Source organism: Rhodococcus sp. NPDC003348, from assembly GCF_053589375.1.
In genome coordinates, this window is record NZ_JBSFRT010000051.1 from 1 (window position 1) to 12,951 (window position 12,951).

Here is a 12,951-nt window from a genome sequence, read left to right on the forward strand (position 1 = left end):
TACACTCCGCTCTTCCGTTCTCCTTTGTCGCCCGGCGCCTAGTCCTCGACCCCCCCCGGGGGTATCCCCCCCCACGCAGCGCGCTGCGTGGGGGTCGGCGCCGATAGGATGGAACCGTGACCACGGCCTACAACCTGACCACGCTGATCATGATTGCGCTGCGACTGCTCGCGCTGGGCGCCGGCGCCTTTGCGCTGTTCCACGCCATACGCCAGCGCACCGACGCGTTCACTGCGGTGGACAAGCTCAGCAAGCCGATCTGGGTCGGCATCCTCGCGGTCGCGATGCTAGTGGTGTTCCTGTTCGGCGTGGTGTCGCTGTTCGGCCTGGTCGCGGTGGTCGCGATCTGCGTGTACCTGGTCGACGTGCGGCCGCGGGTGGACGAGATCCAGCGCGGTCCCCGCTGGTGAAAACTGCGTGAGAATTTAAGTCACAGATACCCGTTGACAACGGGTATCTCGGCGACGCATGGTTGTGGTGATCGTCGGTGTGCCTGGTGTACGCCGACTACCGGCACCTGAACCGACCGCAGGCACTCGATGAGGAGCGTCGCCATGTCGATCGTCCACGAACGCCCGTCCCGTACGGCCCGGGTGGGGAACCGCCAGGAGACCGCGTCCCGGCTGCTCGCGTCCGCGGCGCGCAAGTCCTACGACCCGCTCGTCGAGGTCGACTGGGAAGCGCCGGTTCCCGAGGACCTGTACGGCATGACCCCCGAGTGGTGCAGCCTGTACGGCACCGACCTGTGGGACTCGATGACCGAGCAGCAGAGGATCACGCTCACCAAGCACGAGGCCGCCAGCATCTCCGGCACCGGCATCTGGTTCGAGATGATCCTGATGCAGATGCTGCTCCGCGACGTCTACACGCACGACCCGGCGACGCCGCACTTCCAGTTCGCGCTCACGGAGATCGCCGACGAATGCCGGCACTCGACGATGTTCGCGAAGTCGGCGACCCGCTTCGGTATCCCGTCCTACCAACCGCGACCGTGGATCCGGCAGTCCGCCCGCCTGTTCAAGGCCACCGCGACCGGGTCGCTCGCCTACGGCGGCACCCTGTTCGCCGAGGAGATCCTCGACATGATGCAGCGTGACTTCATGAAGGACGAGCGCGTGCAGCCGATCACCCGGACGGTGAGCAGGATTCACGTCCTCGAGGAGGCTCGGCACATCAGGTTCGCGCGCGAGGAGGCCGTCCGCCGCGTCGCGAACGTCTCCCGATTCACCCGCGCCCGGATCCGCCTCGCGCTCGGCGTCACCGCCTACTTCGTGGTCACCAGCCTGGTGAACCCCAAGGTGTACGAGGCCGCCGGACTCGATCCGAAGCAGGCGCGGGCCGCGGCCAAGGCGAACACGCACTACCACGACAAGATCCGCACGGGCAGCGCGAAGACGATCGAGTTCCTCGACGGCATCGGGTTGATCGGCGGCCCGTCGACCGCGCTGCTCCGTCGCGCCCACATCATGTGAGTTCCGCGACCGGCGGTGTCGTAGAAGATTGTTCGGTCATTCCCAGTTCTGGAGGAGTATCCGTGTCGGTTCGGTCTGGCGCTACGGCGCGTCGGGTGTTGGTCGGAGCGGCCGCGGTGGCCGCGGTGGCGGGGGCCGGTGCCGTGGCCCGCTCGCGACGGGCCACCACGTCGCGTCCGCCCGGCGTTCCGAACCCCGCGCTCGCCGACCCGATCCTGCATCCCGAGACGGTGCCGGTGGTCTCGGCGGACGGACACCCGATCCACGTGCTCGCATACGGGGACCCCGCCGCCCCGCCGATCGTGCTCGCGCACGGCTGGACCTGCTCGACCGAGTACTGGTACCCGCAGATCAACGCGCTCGCAGACGAGTACCGCGTCGTCGTCTACGACCAGCGTGGGCACGGTCGGACCGGGCGCGGCGCGAGTCCGCTCACTCCCGACCTGCTCGGCGACGACCTCGACGCCGTGCTGGCCGCGACCGTCCGGGACGGGCGCAAGGCCGTGGTGGTCGGGCACAGCATGGGCGGCATGTCGATCATGTCGTGGGCGTTGCACTATCCGGAGCGGGTGGCCGAACTGGCGAGCGCGGTGATGCTGGCCAGTACCGGGGTCGATCGGTTGATCGCCGAGACGACCGTCCTCCCGCTGCCGAAGCGGGTGCCCGCGGTGCCGCTGCCGGTGGGTCGGGCGATCCTCGGGTCAACGGCCCCGTTGATCTCGACGCCGTTGACGCGCAGGGGAATTCAGTACGTCGCGATGGCGCCGGGATCCACCCGCCAGGAGGTCGACTTCTGTGCGCGCATCGTCCGGGACTGCGCCCCCGCCACCCGAGGCGGGTGGGGCCGGGCGCTGAGCACCCTCGACATCGGCGACGCCCTCGACCATCTCACGGTGCCGACGACCGTCCTGGTCGGCACCGCCGACCGTCTCACCCCGCAGATCCATGCGGTCCGGATGAGCGAGCGCCTCGACGCCGACGACCACCTGGCGCGGCTGATCCGGCTGCCCGGCATCGGGCACATGTCCACCGTCGAGGCCGCGGACGTGGTCAACGCGGAGATCAGGCGGCTGCGCCGCCTGTGAGTGAAGGATCGAGTTCACTCACAGGCGCTCGGCGAGCCGCAGCTAGCTGAAGACGACGGTGCGGCGACCGTGGACGAGGACGCGGTCCTCGAGGTGCCAGCGCAGGCCGCGGGCGAGGACCAGCTTCTCGATGTCGCGGCCCTGCCGGACCATGTCGCGGACCTCGTCGGAGTGATCCACCCGGATCACGTCCTGCTCGATGATCGGTCCGGCGTCGAGGTCGGCGGTGACGTAGTGGCAGGTCGCGCCGATCAACTTCACGCCGCGCGCGAATGCCTGGTGGTACGGACGGGCGCCCACGAACGACGGCAGGAAGCTGTGGTGGATGTTGATCGCCCGGCCGGCCCAGTGCTCGCACAGCTCGGCGGGGAGCACCTGCATGAACCGCGCCAGCACGACGGCGTCGGGATCGTGGACGTCGACGAGCTTGCGCACCTGCTCGAACGCGGGCCCACGCTCGGCGGGCTCCTTCGGGAACGAGACGTAGTGGAAGTCGATGCCGTGCCTGCGGGTGACCTCCTCGAGGTCGGGATGGTTGCCGATCACTGCGGCGATGTCGGCGGGCAGCTCACCGCCTGCGGCCCGGCCGAGCAGGTCGTGCAGGCAGTGCCCCTCCTTGCTGACCAGCAGGACGATGCGCTTGCGCTGACCGGTGTCGTGCAGGGTCCACTCGGTGTCCGGGCCCAGTTCGGCGGCGACGCCCGCGAACTTCTCGCGCAGCTCGTCGAGGCCGAGCGCGATCGATGATGCTCGCACGGCCTGACGGGTGAAGAACCAACCCGAGTCGGGGTCGGCGTGGTACGCGGCTTCGAGGATCGAACCCCCGACGTCGGCGAGGAACGTGGAGATGCGGGCGACGATTCCCGTCCGGTCGGGGGTGCCGAGGGTGAGCACGTAACGGCGGTCGTCGGTTTCGGAGGGCCTACTCATGCGGACAAGTCTCGCAGGTGCCCGAGCGGCCCGAACCGCAACCGGGCGAAGTGTCCACCCGTCGGGCTCATCGCACCACGACCGCGGTCGCGACGAGGGTTCCGGCGTCGACGGTTTCGATGTCCCGCTCGGTCAGCAGCGACAGGAACTCGCGCCGCACGTCCTCGATGGTGTCGGCGTCCAGCGGCTGCAGCGTCGACCGCACCGCGCCGCCGAGGATCAGGTCCCACGAGAGTTCCGGCGTCGCGGGCAGCAGGTTCGACAGTTCGTTCACCTCGACGGAGGCCGCACCGAAGCCGGTCAGCCACGATCGCAACGCGTCGGGGGTGTCGAGTAACGACAGGGCGGCCGGTCGGCTCGGGCGCGCGCCGGGTACGTGGCGGGCGAGCGCGTCGAAGTAGGTGCCGAGGAACTGCTCGAGCGCGCCGCGGCGCCACACCGTCACTCCGACCTTGGAGACCGGGCGAAGGAGCCGGACCAGCCGGGCGACGGCCACGTTGGGGTGCGGCAGGAAGAACACCCCGTAGGAGCAGGCGAGGGCGTCGTATCCGCCGCGGGGGACGCTGCTCGGCGGCTCCCACGTCGTGGCGTCCGCGCGGACGAAGTCGATGTTGTGCAGGGCCCGGTCGGACGCGACGAGCCGGCCCTCCTCGAGGAGGTCGTCGGAGAGGTCGACGGCGTGCACGAGCCCGGTGGGCCCGACCGCCGCGGCGGCGGGCAACGCGGACGCCCCGGCCCCGCAGCACACGTCGAGGACCGCCTCGCCCGGACGCAGCCGCAACTGGAAGGCCAACGCGGCGCCCGCCGGCCCCCACACGGTCGGTGTCAGCCTGGTGAACTCGCGCGCGCCCGCGTCGAACACGGCGGCGATCTCCTCGGCGCCCATGCCAGCCACGGTAGTCCCTGTGGCGCGTGCACAGAACCGGAGTGCGCGGAACGTTTCGCGCAGAACCCGTCAGAGGTCGTAGAACGGCTGCGGATAACGGAATTCGCCCGCGTACTCGGGCGACCACGCGTCGAGGGGACGCACCTGGAAGTGGCTCACCCACTCCGGGACTCCGGGGTCGACCGACAGCGACGCCGCGGGCACGAAGCCGAAGCGGGGGTAGTAGTCGAGGTGCCCGAGCAGTGCGACGAGGGGCTCGCCGAGCGCGTCCGCGGCGCCGAGGCTCGCGTGCATCAGCGCGGACCCGACGCCGGAGTGCTGCACGTCGGCGCGGACTCCGATCGGGCCGAGCGCGAGGGCCGGGCGCCCGGACACCGTGCCCCGGGTCAGGCACACGTGCCCGACCACTCTGCCCGCCGCGTCCTCGGCCACCAACGAAAGGGCGGGCAGCCACGCGTCCGACGCCCGCAGCGCAGCGACCAGGGCGACCTCTGCGGGTTCGTCTGCGCCCGGCGGGGTCTCGTGTGCGAACGCGGAGCGGTGGACGGCGGCGATGGCGTCGATGTCGGTGGTGCGTTCGCGGCGGATCAGCATGACCGCCAGTGTCGATGCGCCCAGGTGTCGGCTGCAACCGGATATCGGCGAACGTCCGCCCGCGGCGATCTGCCCGCAGGGTTGTGCGAAGCTCGTCCCATGTCCGAGAACCCCACCCGTGCCGGAGACCTCACGCGAGCGAGCGTCGCCGCGATGGTCGACCACACCCTGCTCAAGCCGGAGGCGACCGCCTCGGATGTCGCCGCGCTGGTGGCCGAGGCCCACGAGCTCGGGGTGTACTCGGTCTGTGTCTCGCCGTCGATGCTGCCGCTGCGCGCGGGCGGGCTGAAGGTCGCGGTGGTCGCGGGATTTCCGTCCGGCAAGCACCACTCGCTGATCAAGGGCTCCGAGGCACGGCTGGCGGTCCAGCAGGGTGCCGACGAGGTGGACATGGTCATCGACGTCGGCGCCGCCGTCGCCGGCGACTACAACGCGGTCCTCGCCGACATCCTCACCGTCCGCGAGGGCATCGCGGACGGGGCGGTGCTCAAGGTGATCCTCGAGACCGCGGCCCTGTCCGACGACGCGATCGTGGAGTGCTGCCTGGCCGCCGAGCGGGCCGGCGCGAACTTCGTCAAGACGTCCACCGGCTTCCACCCGGCCGGCGGCGCCACCGTCGACGCGGTGCGGTTGATGGCGCGGACCGTCGGCGGCCGCCTCGGTGTCAAGGCCAGCGGCGGTATCCGGACCGCGGACGCCGCGCGCGCGATGATCGAGGCCGGTGCCACCCGGCTCGGGCTGTCGGGAACCCGCGCTGTGCTCGACGGGTTCCCCGACTGACCCACATCGGGACAGAGCGGCCGCCCGTCACGTCGGGACAGAGCAGCTGTCCGTCACATCAGGACAGAGCAGCTGTCCGGGGCCTGGGCGCCGGGCTGCGGGGCCGGCATCGTGTACGCGCCACCGGCCAGCGACAGCTGCAGACCGCTGTCGGTGACGGTGATCGACTGCGCGGTCATGCCGAGCGGGAAGGTCTGAAGGCTGCTGGTGAGGATGTTCACCACGCCGCTGACCAGGTCGGTCGGCAGGCCGAGGCCGAAGATCTCGGCGCCGATGGTCTCCACCCGTACGACGCCGTCGGACACCGTCGGCTTGACGGTGAGCTCCGCGAGGTTGCCCAGGACCTGGAACTGCAGTGTGCCCGCCGACTGATCCGAGGTGACACCGGTGACCAGGGTGCCGAAGGCCTCGCCCTGGATGGTCGCGGCGATACCGGCGGTGGACCAGTCGACATCCGCGGTCGAGCTGCCGATGGTGCCGCCGGACGTGTCGCTGGTGGTCAGGTCGACGTCGTTGACGCGGGCGACCACGTGCATGTCCTTCGCCGGGCCGAAGCTCGAGTCGTCACTGGTGATCGTGATGTACGGGACCTTCTTGTCGACGGCCTGCAGCAGCACCGGCTTGGCGCTGAGCCCGACGTCGACCTGGGAGCCGAGCTGGCTCTGGAACTGGTCCGCCATGCACTGTTTGACGTTGTGCCGGACATACAGTTCCCCGCCGATCAGGACGGCGACGAGGGCGACGATCACGACGAGGGAGATCGTGAGCACCCGGTTGCGCTTGGGTCGCGTGCTCGCGGCGGGGGCGTGCGTGGTGGAGGCCATTGCACGGATTCTTCCGTAGATTCCTGTGTCGGTTCTGAGAACCGGCCCGGCGAAATTGTGTGGAATCCGCCACGCCAGGTTTGAATGTGACGTGAGACACATTTGCGCCGTACGCTGGCGTGCATGGACGAGACCCCGGTACAGGACGAACGTGGCAGCGCCCTGCGTGCGCGGGCGGCAGTGCAGGACGGGTACTTCACCCCGGCGCAGGCGCGGGCCTGCGGGTTTTCGGCCCACGACATGGCCGACGCCGTCGTCTCCGGGCGGTGGACCCAGCCCGATCCCGGCGTGTTCCGGCTGAACCCGTGGCGGTCGGGTGATCTGGACGAGGTGGCGCGCTGCTGCGTCCGGCTGGACGGGGCGGTGGTCTCCCATCAGAGCGCCGCCGAACTGCACGGTCTCGGTCACCTGCATCCGAGCTTCCTGCACGTGACCGCGTCGGATGACGGGCACTTGCGGCTCGACCGGGTGGCGGTGCACCACAACGACCTCGCTGCGGGCGACACCGAACACACCGGCGCGTTCCGGATCACGACACCACTGCGGACGGTGCTCGATCTCGCGGGCGGCGGGGTCTCGCAGTGGGTGCTCGACGAGGTGGTCTGCGACGCGCTCGCGATCGGTCGCCTCGACCGCGGCGAGCTGGAGGCCGGGGCGGACACGGGTAACTCGCGGGTGCGTCAGCGGGTGCGGCGGGCGCTGTCGACGTGGGCGTGAGCGGTTCGCTGTGAGCCGTCACGAACCGGACGGCGCGACCGCCGACCACGGCACGGTCAGCAGGTTGTCACGCAGTCGCCGTCGGGGAACCTCCGCCGGAACACCCTGTGCGCGAAGCATTTCCAGGGTGGCCCGCCAGCGGACGCGAGGGCCGAACGGGGCGTGTGGGGCGGCGGCCGCCCACGCGTGATCCGCCGCTCGCAGCAGGTCGTGGATCCCCTCGCCGGCCACGTTGCGGTGGATCAACGCCTTCGGCAGACGCTCGGCGACGTCACCCGGCCTGGCCACGTCGAACGGGTCCCACGCGAGCGTCAGGGACAGCGGGCCGCGCTCGTCGAGCAGGACCCAGGCGCAGCGGCGGCCGAGTTCGTCGCACGTACCGTCGACGAGCAGCCCGCCGGGGGCGAGTGACGACCGGATCTTCGCCCAGGCGCCGGACACCGCGTCCTCCGGGTACTGGCGCAGCACGTTGAACGCGCGCACCAGCACGGGACGCAGGCCTGCGAGCTCGAATCCGCCGCGCGCGAAGCTGACGCCGTCGCGGCCGGGAACCACCCGGGCCGGGTCGATCTCCAGCCCGACGACCCGAAGGTCCGGCCGGACCGTCCGTAGCCGGGACGCCAGTTCGAAGGTGGTGTCGGGGCGGGCGCCGTACCCGAGGTCGACCACCAGCGGGTCGGGGGCGGCGCGGAGCAGGTCGGCGACCTGGGGGCGGTGCATCAGCCAGCGATCGCTGCGTCGTAGCCGGTTGATCCCGGTGGTGCCGCGGGTGATGACGCCGTCCGGTTTGGCGGCGTGGTTCATGTCGGACGCTTACTGCTCGGCGAGCCAGTCGGCGGTGACCTGGGCTTCGGTGCGCAGCAGGTCGACGAGGTTGACCAGCATCAACTGTTCGAGTTTGCCGCCGACGAACGGGATGAACACCTTCGCCTCCGAGGAGGTCCGCAGGGTGGACCCGGTGTCGGTGGAGAACAGCGACATCGTGCCGGTGAGGCTGCCCGGGCCGGCCGGGATCGACGCCTCGAAGGTGCCGGTGACCGGTTCGCCGAACGGGCTGTAGTGCTCCTTGCGGGTGATGATCATGTCCTTCTTCATCACCGTCTGCGCGATGTCGGGCAGGGAGTTGCGGGGAATGACGTGGTGGAACACCAGGTCGACACCGGCATCGGTGACCTCGAGGGACTGCACGTCGTTGTCCGAGAACTTCCGCAGTTCGATCATCCGCGCTTCCCAGTATTCCGGGTTGGTCAGCGCGGCGTACACCTGCTCGGTGGAGTGGGTGTAGCGGGCGGAGTAGTCGATGCGGCGAGCCATGACCGGCAAGGTTACCGGCTCGGCACGCATCGACCACACCGGTCCGGTGCCCGGGATCAGGCGTTCGCGGCGACCCATTCCTCGACGGCGGCCTGGTCGCGGCCGAGGATCTCGACGACCTGGTCGGCGACCATGCCCTCGATCGCGCCGCCGATCAGCTTGATGGCGACCTCGACGTCACCCTGCAGGGTCAGCGTCGACTGGGCGCCCGCGTCGGTGAGGACGGCGGTGCCGTTGGCGGTGATCGGCAGGCCGGTGGTGGACACGGTGAACGTGCCGGTGGCCTGGCCGTTCGCGAACGGGCCCCACGCCTCGCCGCGGGTGAGCACGAGGTCGCCCTTGACTGCCTTGGAGACCAGCGACGGCAGGGAGTTCTTGTCGAGGACCTGGCTGATCGCGACGTCGATCGTGCCCTCGCCGCCGTCGAGGTGGTCGAGGGTGACGCCGTTCTCGGCGTTCTTCTCGACGCGAGGGAGCCAGAATTCGCGGCTGGTCAGCGCGTGGTGGACGGCCGCAGCGGGTGCGTTGTAGGTAAGGGTCAGTTCAATTCGGCGTGACATAGTCGGGCAGATTACATGGCTGCCGGACTACTTGTTTTCGGTCAGCCAACCAGCCGTGAATTCGTCTTCGTGCTGCAGAAGTTCGGTGATTCGTTCCGCGATCACCGACTCGATTTTGCCGCCGATTAGCGGCAGGGAGACCTGGATCTGACCGTCGAGGGTGACCGTCGAGCCGGAGCCTTCGGCGGCGAGGGTCAGGGTGCCCGTCAACTCGCCCGGCATGCCGGCGACGTGGGCGGTGAACGTGCCGGTGGCGCGGTCGCCCTCGAGGCGTCCCCAGTCCTCGGTGCGGGTGATCTCGAGGTCGCCGGGACGGATCTTCGTCACGATCGACGGCAGGTGCTCTGCGGGAATCGCCTGCGTCATCTCGACCGCGACGGTGCCGTCCCCGACGTCGATGCGGTCGATCCGCGCGTGGTCCCCGCCCGCCTCCGCGATCCGGGTCCGCCAGTACTGCTCGCTGGTCAGAGCGGCGTGCACCTGCGCGACGGACTGCGGATAACTGGAGGAATGCGGAATGCGGCGAGCCATGCCGGGCACGCTACCGTGTGCAGTCGTGCAGGTAGCGGAGGACGTGGCGGCCGAGTTCGGCGCCGAACTGGAAGTGAACGTGCCGATGTCGGGGCTGACGACGCTCCGGGTGGGCGGCGCGGCCCGCGCGATGCTCACCTGCCGGACCACCGACGCGCTGGTCGGTGTGGTGCGGTCGCTCGATGCGTCGGATGTCCCGGTCCTGATCCTCGGTGGCGGCTCGAACCTGCTCGTCGCGGACGCCGGGGTCGACGCCGTCGTGGTCCGCGTCGCGTCGGACGCGGTCCGGGTGGACGACGGTGTGGTGTCCGCGGAGGCGGGTGCGGTGTGGGACGACGTGGTCGCGCGGTCGGTGGACGCCGGTCTCGGCGGTCTCGAGTGCCTGTCCGGGATTCCCGGGTCCGCGGGCGCGACGCCCGTGCAGAACGTCGGCGCGTACGGCGTCGAGGTCGGGTCGCTGCTGCGGCGCGTGCAACTCCTCGACCGCGCGTCGGGGGAGGTGCGCTGGGTCGGGCCGGAGGCGCTCGGGCTCGGGTACCGCACGAGTGTCCTCAAGCACACCGACACCGCGGTGGTGCTGGCCGTCGAGTTCGACGTGCACGCAGACGGGCTCAGTGCCCCGCTGCGCTACCGGGAGCTGGCGGCCGCGCTCGGCGCCGAGGAGGGGGAGCGGCGGCCGGCCGCGAAGGTGCGCGAGGTCGTCCTGGGACTGCGGTCCGGCAAGGGCATGGTGCTCGACGCCGCCGACCACGACACCTGGAGCGCAGGCTCCTTCTTCACCAATCCCGTCGTCCCCGAAGGCCGGTTGCCTGAGGTCCTGGCCGCCGTCACCGCTCGGGTCGGGGACGTCAACGTCCCGCAGTTCCCCGGTGAGGGGGGCACGAAGCTGTCGGCGGGCTGGCTGATCGAGCGGGCCGGGTTCGGGAAGGGGCATCCCGGACCGGGCGCGCGGGCGCGACTGTCGACCAAGCACACCCTGGCGTTGACGAATCGCGGCGACGCGACGGCGACCGACCTGCTGGCGTTGGCGCGTGAGGTGCGGGCCGGGGTGCAGGACGCGTTCGGGGTACGTCTGGAACCCGAGCCCGTCACGGTCGGCTGCACGGTGTGATCGGGTAGGCACCTGGTTGGGCGGTCGTCGCCCCGGGGTCGTCGGTACCGTGGATTGCGTGGTCAACCAGGGCATTCGGACGAAACGGACACGCGGGCTGTCTCTGCTCGTACTGCTGACGGCGGTGGGTGCCCTGATCGTGGGCTGCACCTCCGGGGGCAGCGCCGGGCCTGCCGCGCAACCCGAGAAGGGGCCGATCGCCGCCGTCACCCACACTCCCGCCGTCGGCGCCGAGGACGTGGCCCCGACGGCACCGGTGTCGGTGACCGTCGCGAACGGAACCCTCCAGGGCGTGGCCCTGACCAGTCCGGCAGGCAAGGTGGTGCAGGGGGCACTGTCCCCGGACCAGCGGACCTACACCGTGACGGAACCCCTCGGCTACGGCGCCACCTACACCTGGTCCGGTACAGCGCTCGGCACGGACGGCAAGACCGTGCCCGTGCAGGGCGCATTCACCACCGTCGCCCCGCAGTCGGTCACCTCCGTGACCACCAACATCGGCGACGGACAGCAGGTCGGCATCGCGGCCCCGTTCATCCTCAAATTCGACGCGCCCGTCGCGGACAAGGCCGCCGTCGAGAAGGCCCTGACCATCACGACCACCCCGCCGACCCCGGGAGCCTGGGCGTGGCTGCCCGACGACGGTGGCTCGCGGGTGCACTGGCGTCCACAGAACTACTGGACACCCGGGACGACCGTGCAAGTCGCCGCCGGGCTCTACGGCCTGGACTACGGCGACGGCGCGTACGGCGAATCCGACGTCACCGTCGACTTCACCATCGGCCGCAGCCAGATCGTCAAGGCCAACGCGCCGAGCCACCGCATGCAGGTGGTCCGCGAGGGCGAGACCATCATGGACATCCCCGTCAGCTACGGCGAGGGCAACGAGAACCGCAACGTCACCCGCAGCGGTATCCACGTGGTCACCGAGAAGCACGAGGACTTCCTCATGTCGAACCCGCCGTACTACGAGAACGTGCGCGAACGGTGGGCCGTGCGGATCTCGAACAACGGCGAATTCATCCACGCCAACCCGGCAACCACCGGCGTGCAGGGCGCGGCGAACGTCACCAACGGCTGCATCAACCTGTCGTTGTCCGACGCGCAGGAGTACTTCGGGACCGCGCTGTACGGCGACCCCGTCGAGGTGACCGGCACCCGCATCGACCTGTCCGCCGCCGACGGCGACCTCTACGACTGGGCGATCGATTGGCCGACGTGGCAGTCGATGTCCGCGCTGCCCGCCGCCGCCGGCGCGGCCGCGGCGCCTGCAGCCGCCGTGGCCCCGACGCCTACTCCCGTCAGCTGACCCCGGCCCGACGCATCCCGGCTGAAGGGCACCTTCGTCCGGCTCAACCGGACTGAAGGTGCCCTTCAGCCGAACGGGAAGGCCTACTTCCGGGCGAACCGGCCGGGGGAGGCCTGGTCGCGGGGCTTCATGATGATCTGGTCGAGGTTGACGTGCGAGGGCCGGGACGCGACGAACCCGATCACCTCGGCGACATCCGCGGCGACCAGCGGGGTGATGCCCTCGTACACCTTCGCGGCCCGATCCTCGTCCCCTTCGAACCGCACCAGGGAGAACTCGGTCTCCACTGCGCCGGGCGCGATCTCGGTCAGCCGCACCGGCTGTCCGAGCAGTTCGCCGCGCAGCGTGCGGTGCAGGACGGCCTGCGCGTGCTTGGCGGACGTGTAGCCGGATCCGTTGTCGTACGCCTCGAACGCGGCGACGGAGGTGATCGTGACGATCAGGCCGTCACCGGACTCGATCAGCTTGGGCAGCAACGCCTTCGTCATTCGCAGCGTGCCGAGGACGTTCGTCTCCCACATCCAGCGCCAGTCGTCGAGGTCGGCGTCCATGACGGTGGCCAGTCCCTTGGCGCCGCCTGCGTTGTTGACCAGCACGTCCACGCGGGGCAGCACCGCGCAGAACGCATCGACGGAATCCTCGTCGGTGACATCCAGTTCGAGGGCGGTGCCGCCGATGTCCTTCGCGAGCCGCTCGAGACGGTCCACCCGGCGGGCGCCGACCACCACGTGGAAGCCCTGTGCGGCCAGCGTCCGGGCGGTGGCCTCCCCGATTCCGGAGCTCGCTCCGGTGACGACGGCGACTTGGTCCTCAGGCGTAATGGTCATGTCCTCAGAGT

At 70.3% G+C, this 12,951-nt stretch carries 16 protein-coding genes; 7 read left to right on the forward strand and 9 right to left on the reverse strand.

Features of this window, described 5'->3' with window-relative positions:
• Positions 1–116: 116 nt before the first annotated feature.
• The 3 genes from ACWDU4_RS24805 (at position 117) to ACWDU4_RS24815 (ending at position 2,557) form a co-directional block, all read left to right on the forward strand.
• Positions 117–410 (forward strand): DUF2516 family protein, encoded by a 294-nt coding sequence (locus ACWDU4_RS24805; RefSeq protein ID WP_450116601.1) that lies wholly within the window; start codon positions 117–119, stop codon positions 408–410.
• 144 nt (positions 411–554) lie between these two features.
• Entirely contained in the window at positions 555–1,472 is a 918-nt protein-coding gene (locus ACWDU4_RS24810) for an AurF N-oxygenase family protein (RefSeq protein ID WP_450116602.1), read from the forward strand.
• 62 nt (positions 1,473–1,534) lie between these two features.
• On the forward strand, positions 1,535–2,557 hold the full coding sequence (locus ACWDU4_RS24815) for an alpha/beta fold hydrolase (RefSeq protein WP_450116603.1): 1,023 nt from the start codon (positions 1,535–1,537) through the stop codon (positions 2,555–2,557).
• A gap of 42 nt (positions 2,558–2,599) precedes the next feature.
• On the opposite strand, the gene purU is transcribed toward ACWDU4_RS24815, so the two are convergent.
• The 3 genes from purU to ACWDU4_RS24830 form a co-directional block, all read right to left on the reverse strand.
• Complete coding sequence (gene purU / locus ACWDU4_RS24820) at positions 2,600–3,487, reverse strand: formyltetrahydrofolate deformylase (protein WP_450116604.1); 888 nt, start codon at positions 3,485–3,487, stop codon at positions 2,600–2,602.
• 67 nt (positions 3,488–3,554) lie between these two features.
• Complete coding sequence (locus tag ACWDU4_RS24825; protein ID WP_450116605.1) at positions 3,555–4,373, reverse strand: class I SAM-dependent methyltransferase; 819 nt, start codon at positions 4,371–4,373, stop codon at positions 3,555–3,557.
• A gap of 69 nt (positions 4,374–4,442) precedes the next feature.
• Positions 4,443–4,967, reverse strand: a complete 525-nt coding sequence (locus ACWDU4_RS24830) for a GNAT family N-acetyltransferase (protein ID WP_450116606.1) — start codon at positions 4,965–4,967, stop codon at positions 4,443–4,445.
• Positions 4,968–5,066: 99 nt separating this feature from the next.
• Between ACWDU4_RS24830 and deoC the strand changes: the two genes are divergently transcribed.
• Entirely contained in the window at positions 5,067–5,747 is a 681-nt protein-coding gene (gene deoC, locus ACWDU4_RS24835; RefSeq protein WP_450116607.1) for a deoxyribose-phosphate aldolase, read from the forward strand.
• Positions 5,748–5,800: 53 nt separating this feature from the next.
• On the opposite strand, the gene ACWDU4_RS24840 is transcribed toward deoC, so the two are convergent.
• A complete protein-coding gene (locus ACWDU4_RS24840; RefSeq protein WP_450116608.1) occupies positions 5,801–6,571 on the reverse strand; it encodes an LmeA family phospholipid-binding protein in 771 nt (256 codons plus the stop codon).
• Positions 6,572–6,694: 123 nt separating this feature from the next.
• Here ACWDU4_RS24840 and ACWDU4_RS24845 point away from each other — a divergent pair, with 123 nt between their 5' ends.
• Positions 6,695–7,288 carry a type IV toxin-antitoxin system AbiEi family antitoxin domain-containing protein gene (locus ACWDU4_RS24845; RefSeq protein WP_450116609.1) on the forward strand — a complete coding sequence of 198 codons (594 nt, stop codon included), beginning with the start codon at positions 6,695–6,697 and terminating at the stop codon, positions 7,286–7,288.
• Between the two features lie 18 nt (positions 7,289–7,306).
• Here ACWDU4_RS24845 and ACWDU4_RS24850 read toward each other — a convergent pair whose 3' ends face one another.
• Genes ACWDU4_RS24850 through ACWDU4_RS24865 form a run of 4 tightly spaced genes read right to left on the reverse strand, consistent with a single transcriptional unit; the run spans position 7,307 to position 9,693 of the window.
• Positions 7,307–8,092, reverse strand: a complete 786-nt coding sequence (locus tag ACWDU4_RS24850; protein WP_450116610.1) for a class I SAM-dependent methyltransferase — start codon at positions 8,090–8,092, stop codon at positions 7,307–7,309.
• A gap of 9 nt (positions 8,093–8,101) precedes the next feature.
• Positions 8,102–8,602, reverse strand: a complete 501-nt coding sequence (locus tag ACWDU4_RS24855) for a DUF2505 domain-containing protein (RefSeq protein WP_450116611.1) — start codon at positions 8,600–8,602, stop codon at positions 8,102–8,104.
• 56 nt (positions 8,603–8,658) lie between these two features.
• A complete protein-coding gene (locus tag ACWDU4_RS24860; protein ID WP_450116612.1) occupies positions 8,659–9,162 on the reverse strand; it encodes a DUF2505 domain-containing protein in 504 nt (167 codons plus the stop codon).
• A gap of 27 nt (positions 9,163–9,189) precedes the next feature.
• Positions 9,190–9,693 (reverse strand): DUF2505 domain-containing protein, encoded by a 504-nt coding sequence (locus ACWDU4_RS24865; protein ID WP_450116613.1) that lies wholly within the window; start codon positions 9,691–9,693, stop codon positions 9,190–9,192.
• On the opposite strand from ACWDU4_RS24865, the gene ACWDU4_RS24870 reads away from it, so the two are divergent.
• The gene (locus tag ACWDU4_RS24870; protein ID WP_450116634.1) at positions 9,692–10,804 is read left to right on the forward strand and encodes a UDP-N-acetylmuramate dehydrogenase; all 1,113 of its coding nucleotides are present in this window, start codon (positions 9,692–9,694) and stop codon (positions 10,802–10,804) included. The genes ACWDU4_RS24865 and ACWDU4_RS24870 overlap by 2 nt on opposite strands.
• A 58-nt stretch (positions 10,805–10,862) precedes the next feature.
• On the forward strand, positions 10,863–12,113 hold the full coding sequence (locus tag ACWDU4_RS24875; RefSeq protein WP_450116614.1) for a L,D-transpeptidase: 1,251 nt from the start codon (positions 10,863–10,865) through the stop codon (positions 12,111–12,113).
• Between the two features lie 83 nt (positions 12,114–12,196).
• On the opposite strand, the gene ACWDU4_RS24880 is transcribed toward ACWDU4_RS24875, so the two are convergent.
• Positions 12,197–12,940, reverse strand: a complete 744-nt coding sequence (locus tag ACWDU4_RS24880) for an SDR family NAD(P)-dependent oxidoreductase (RefSeq protein ID WP_450116615.1) — start codon at positions 12,938–12,940, stop codon at positions 12,197–12,199.
• Between the last annotated feature and the right edge of the window lie 11 nt (positions 12,941–12,951).

What these genes read in the sequence shown, in the direction of transcription:
- ACWDU4_RS24810 (WP_450116602.1), top strand. Translation starts at nt 555, where the DNA reads ATGTCGATCGTCCACGAACGCCCGTCCCGTACGGCCCGGGTGGGGAAC.
- purU (WP_450116604.1), bottom strand. Translation starts at nt 3,487, where the DNA reads ATGAGTAGGCCCTCCGAAACCGACGACCGCCGTTACGTGCTCACCCTC.
- ACWDU4_RS24825 (WP_450116605.1), bottom strand. Translation starts at nt 4,373, where the DNA reads ATGGGCGCCGAGGAGATCGCCGCCGTGTTCGACGCGGGCGCGCGCGAG.
- ACWDU4_RS24830 (WP_450116606.1), bottom strand. Translation starts at nt 4,967, where the DNA reads ATGCTGATCCGCCGCGAACGCACCACCGACATCGACGCCATCGCCGCC.
- deoC (WP_450116607.1), top strand. Translation starts at nt 5,067, where the DNA reads ATGTCCGAGAACCCCACCCGTGCCGGAGACCTCACGCGAGCGAGCGTC.
- ACWDU4_RS24840 (WP_450116608.1), bottom strand. Translation starts at nt 6,571, where the DNA reads ATGGCCTCCACCACGCACGCCCCCGCCGCGAGCACGCGACCCAAGCGC.
- ACWDU4_RS24845 (WP_450116609.1), top strand. Translation starts at nt 6,695, where the DNA reads ATGGACGAGACCCCGGTACAGGACGAACGTGGCAGCGCCCTGCGTGCG.
- ACWDU4_RS24850 (WP_450116610.1), bottom strand. Translation starts at nt 8,092, where the DNA reads ATGAACCACGCCGCCAAACCGGACGGCGTCATCACCCGCGGCACCACC.
- ACWDU4_RS24855 (WP_450116611.1), bottom strand. Translation starts at nt 8,602, where the DNA reads ATGGCTCGCCGCATCGACTACTCCGCCCGCTACACCCACTCCACCGAG.
- ACWDU4_RS24860 (WP_450116612.1), bottom strand. Translation starts at nt 9,162, where the DNA reads ATGTCACGCCGAATTGAACTGACCCTTACCTACAACGCACCCGCTGCG.
- ACWDU4_RS24870 (WP_450116634.1), top strand. Translation starts at nt 9,692, where the DNA reads ATGCCGGGCACGCTACCGTGTGCAGTCGTGCAGGTAGCGGAGGACGTG.
- ACWDU4_RS24865 (WP_450116613.1), bottom strand. Translation starts at nt 9,693, where the DNA reads ATGGCTCGCCGCATTCCGCATTCCTCCAGTTATCCGCAGTCCGTCGCG.
- ACWDU4_RS24880 (WP_450116615.1), bottom strand. Translation starts at nt 12,940, where the DNA reads ATGACCATTACGCCTGAGGACCAAGTCGCCGTCGTCACCGGAGCGAGC.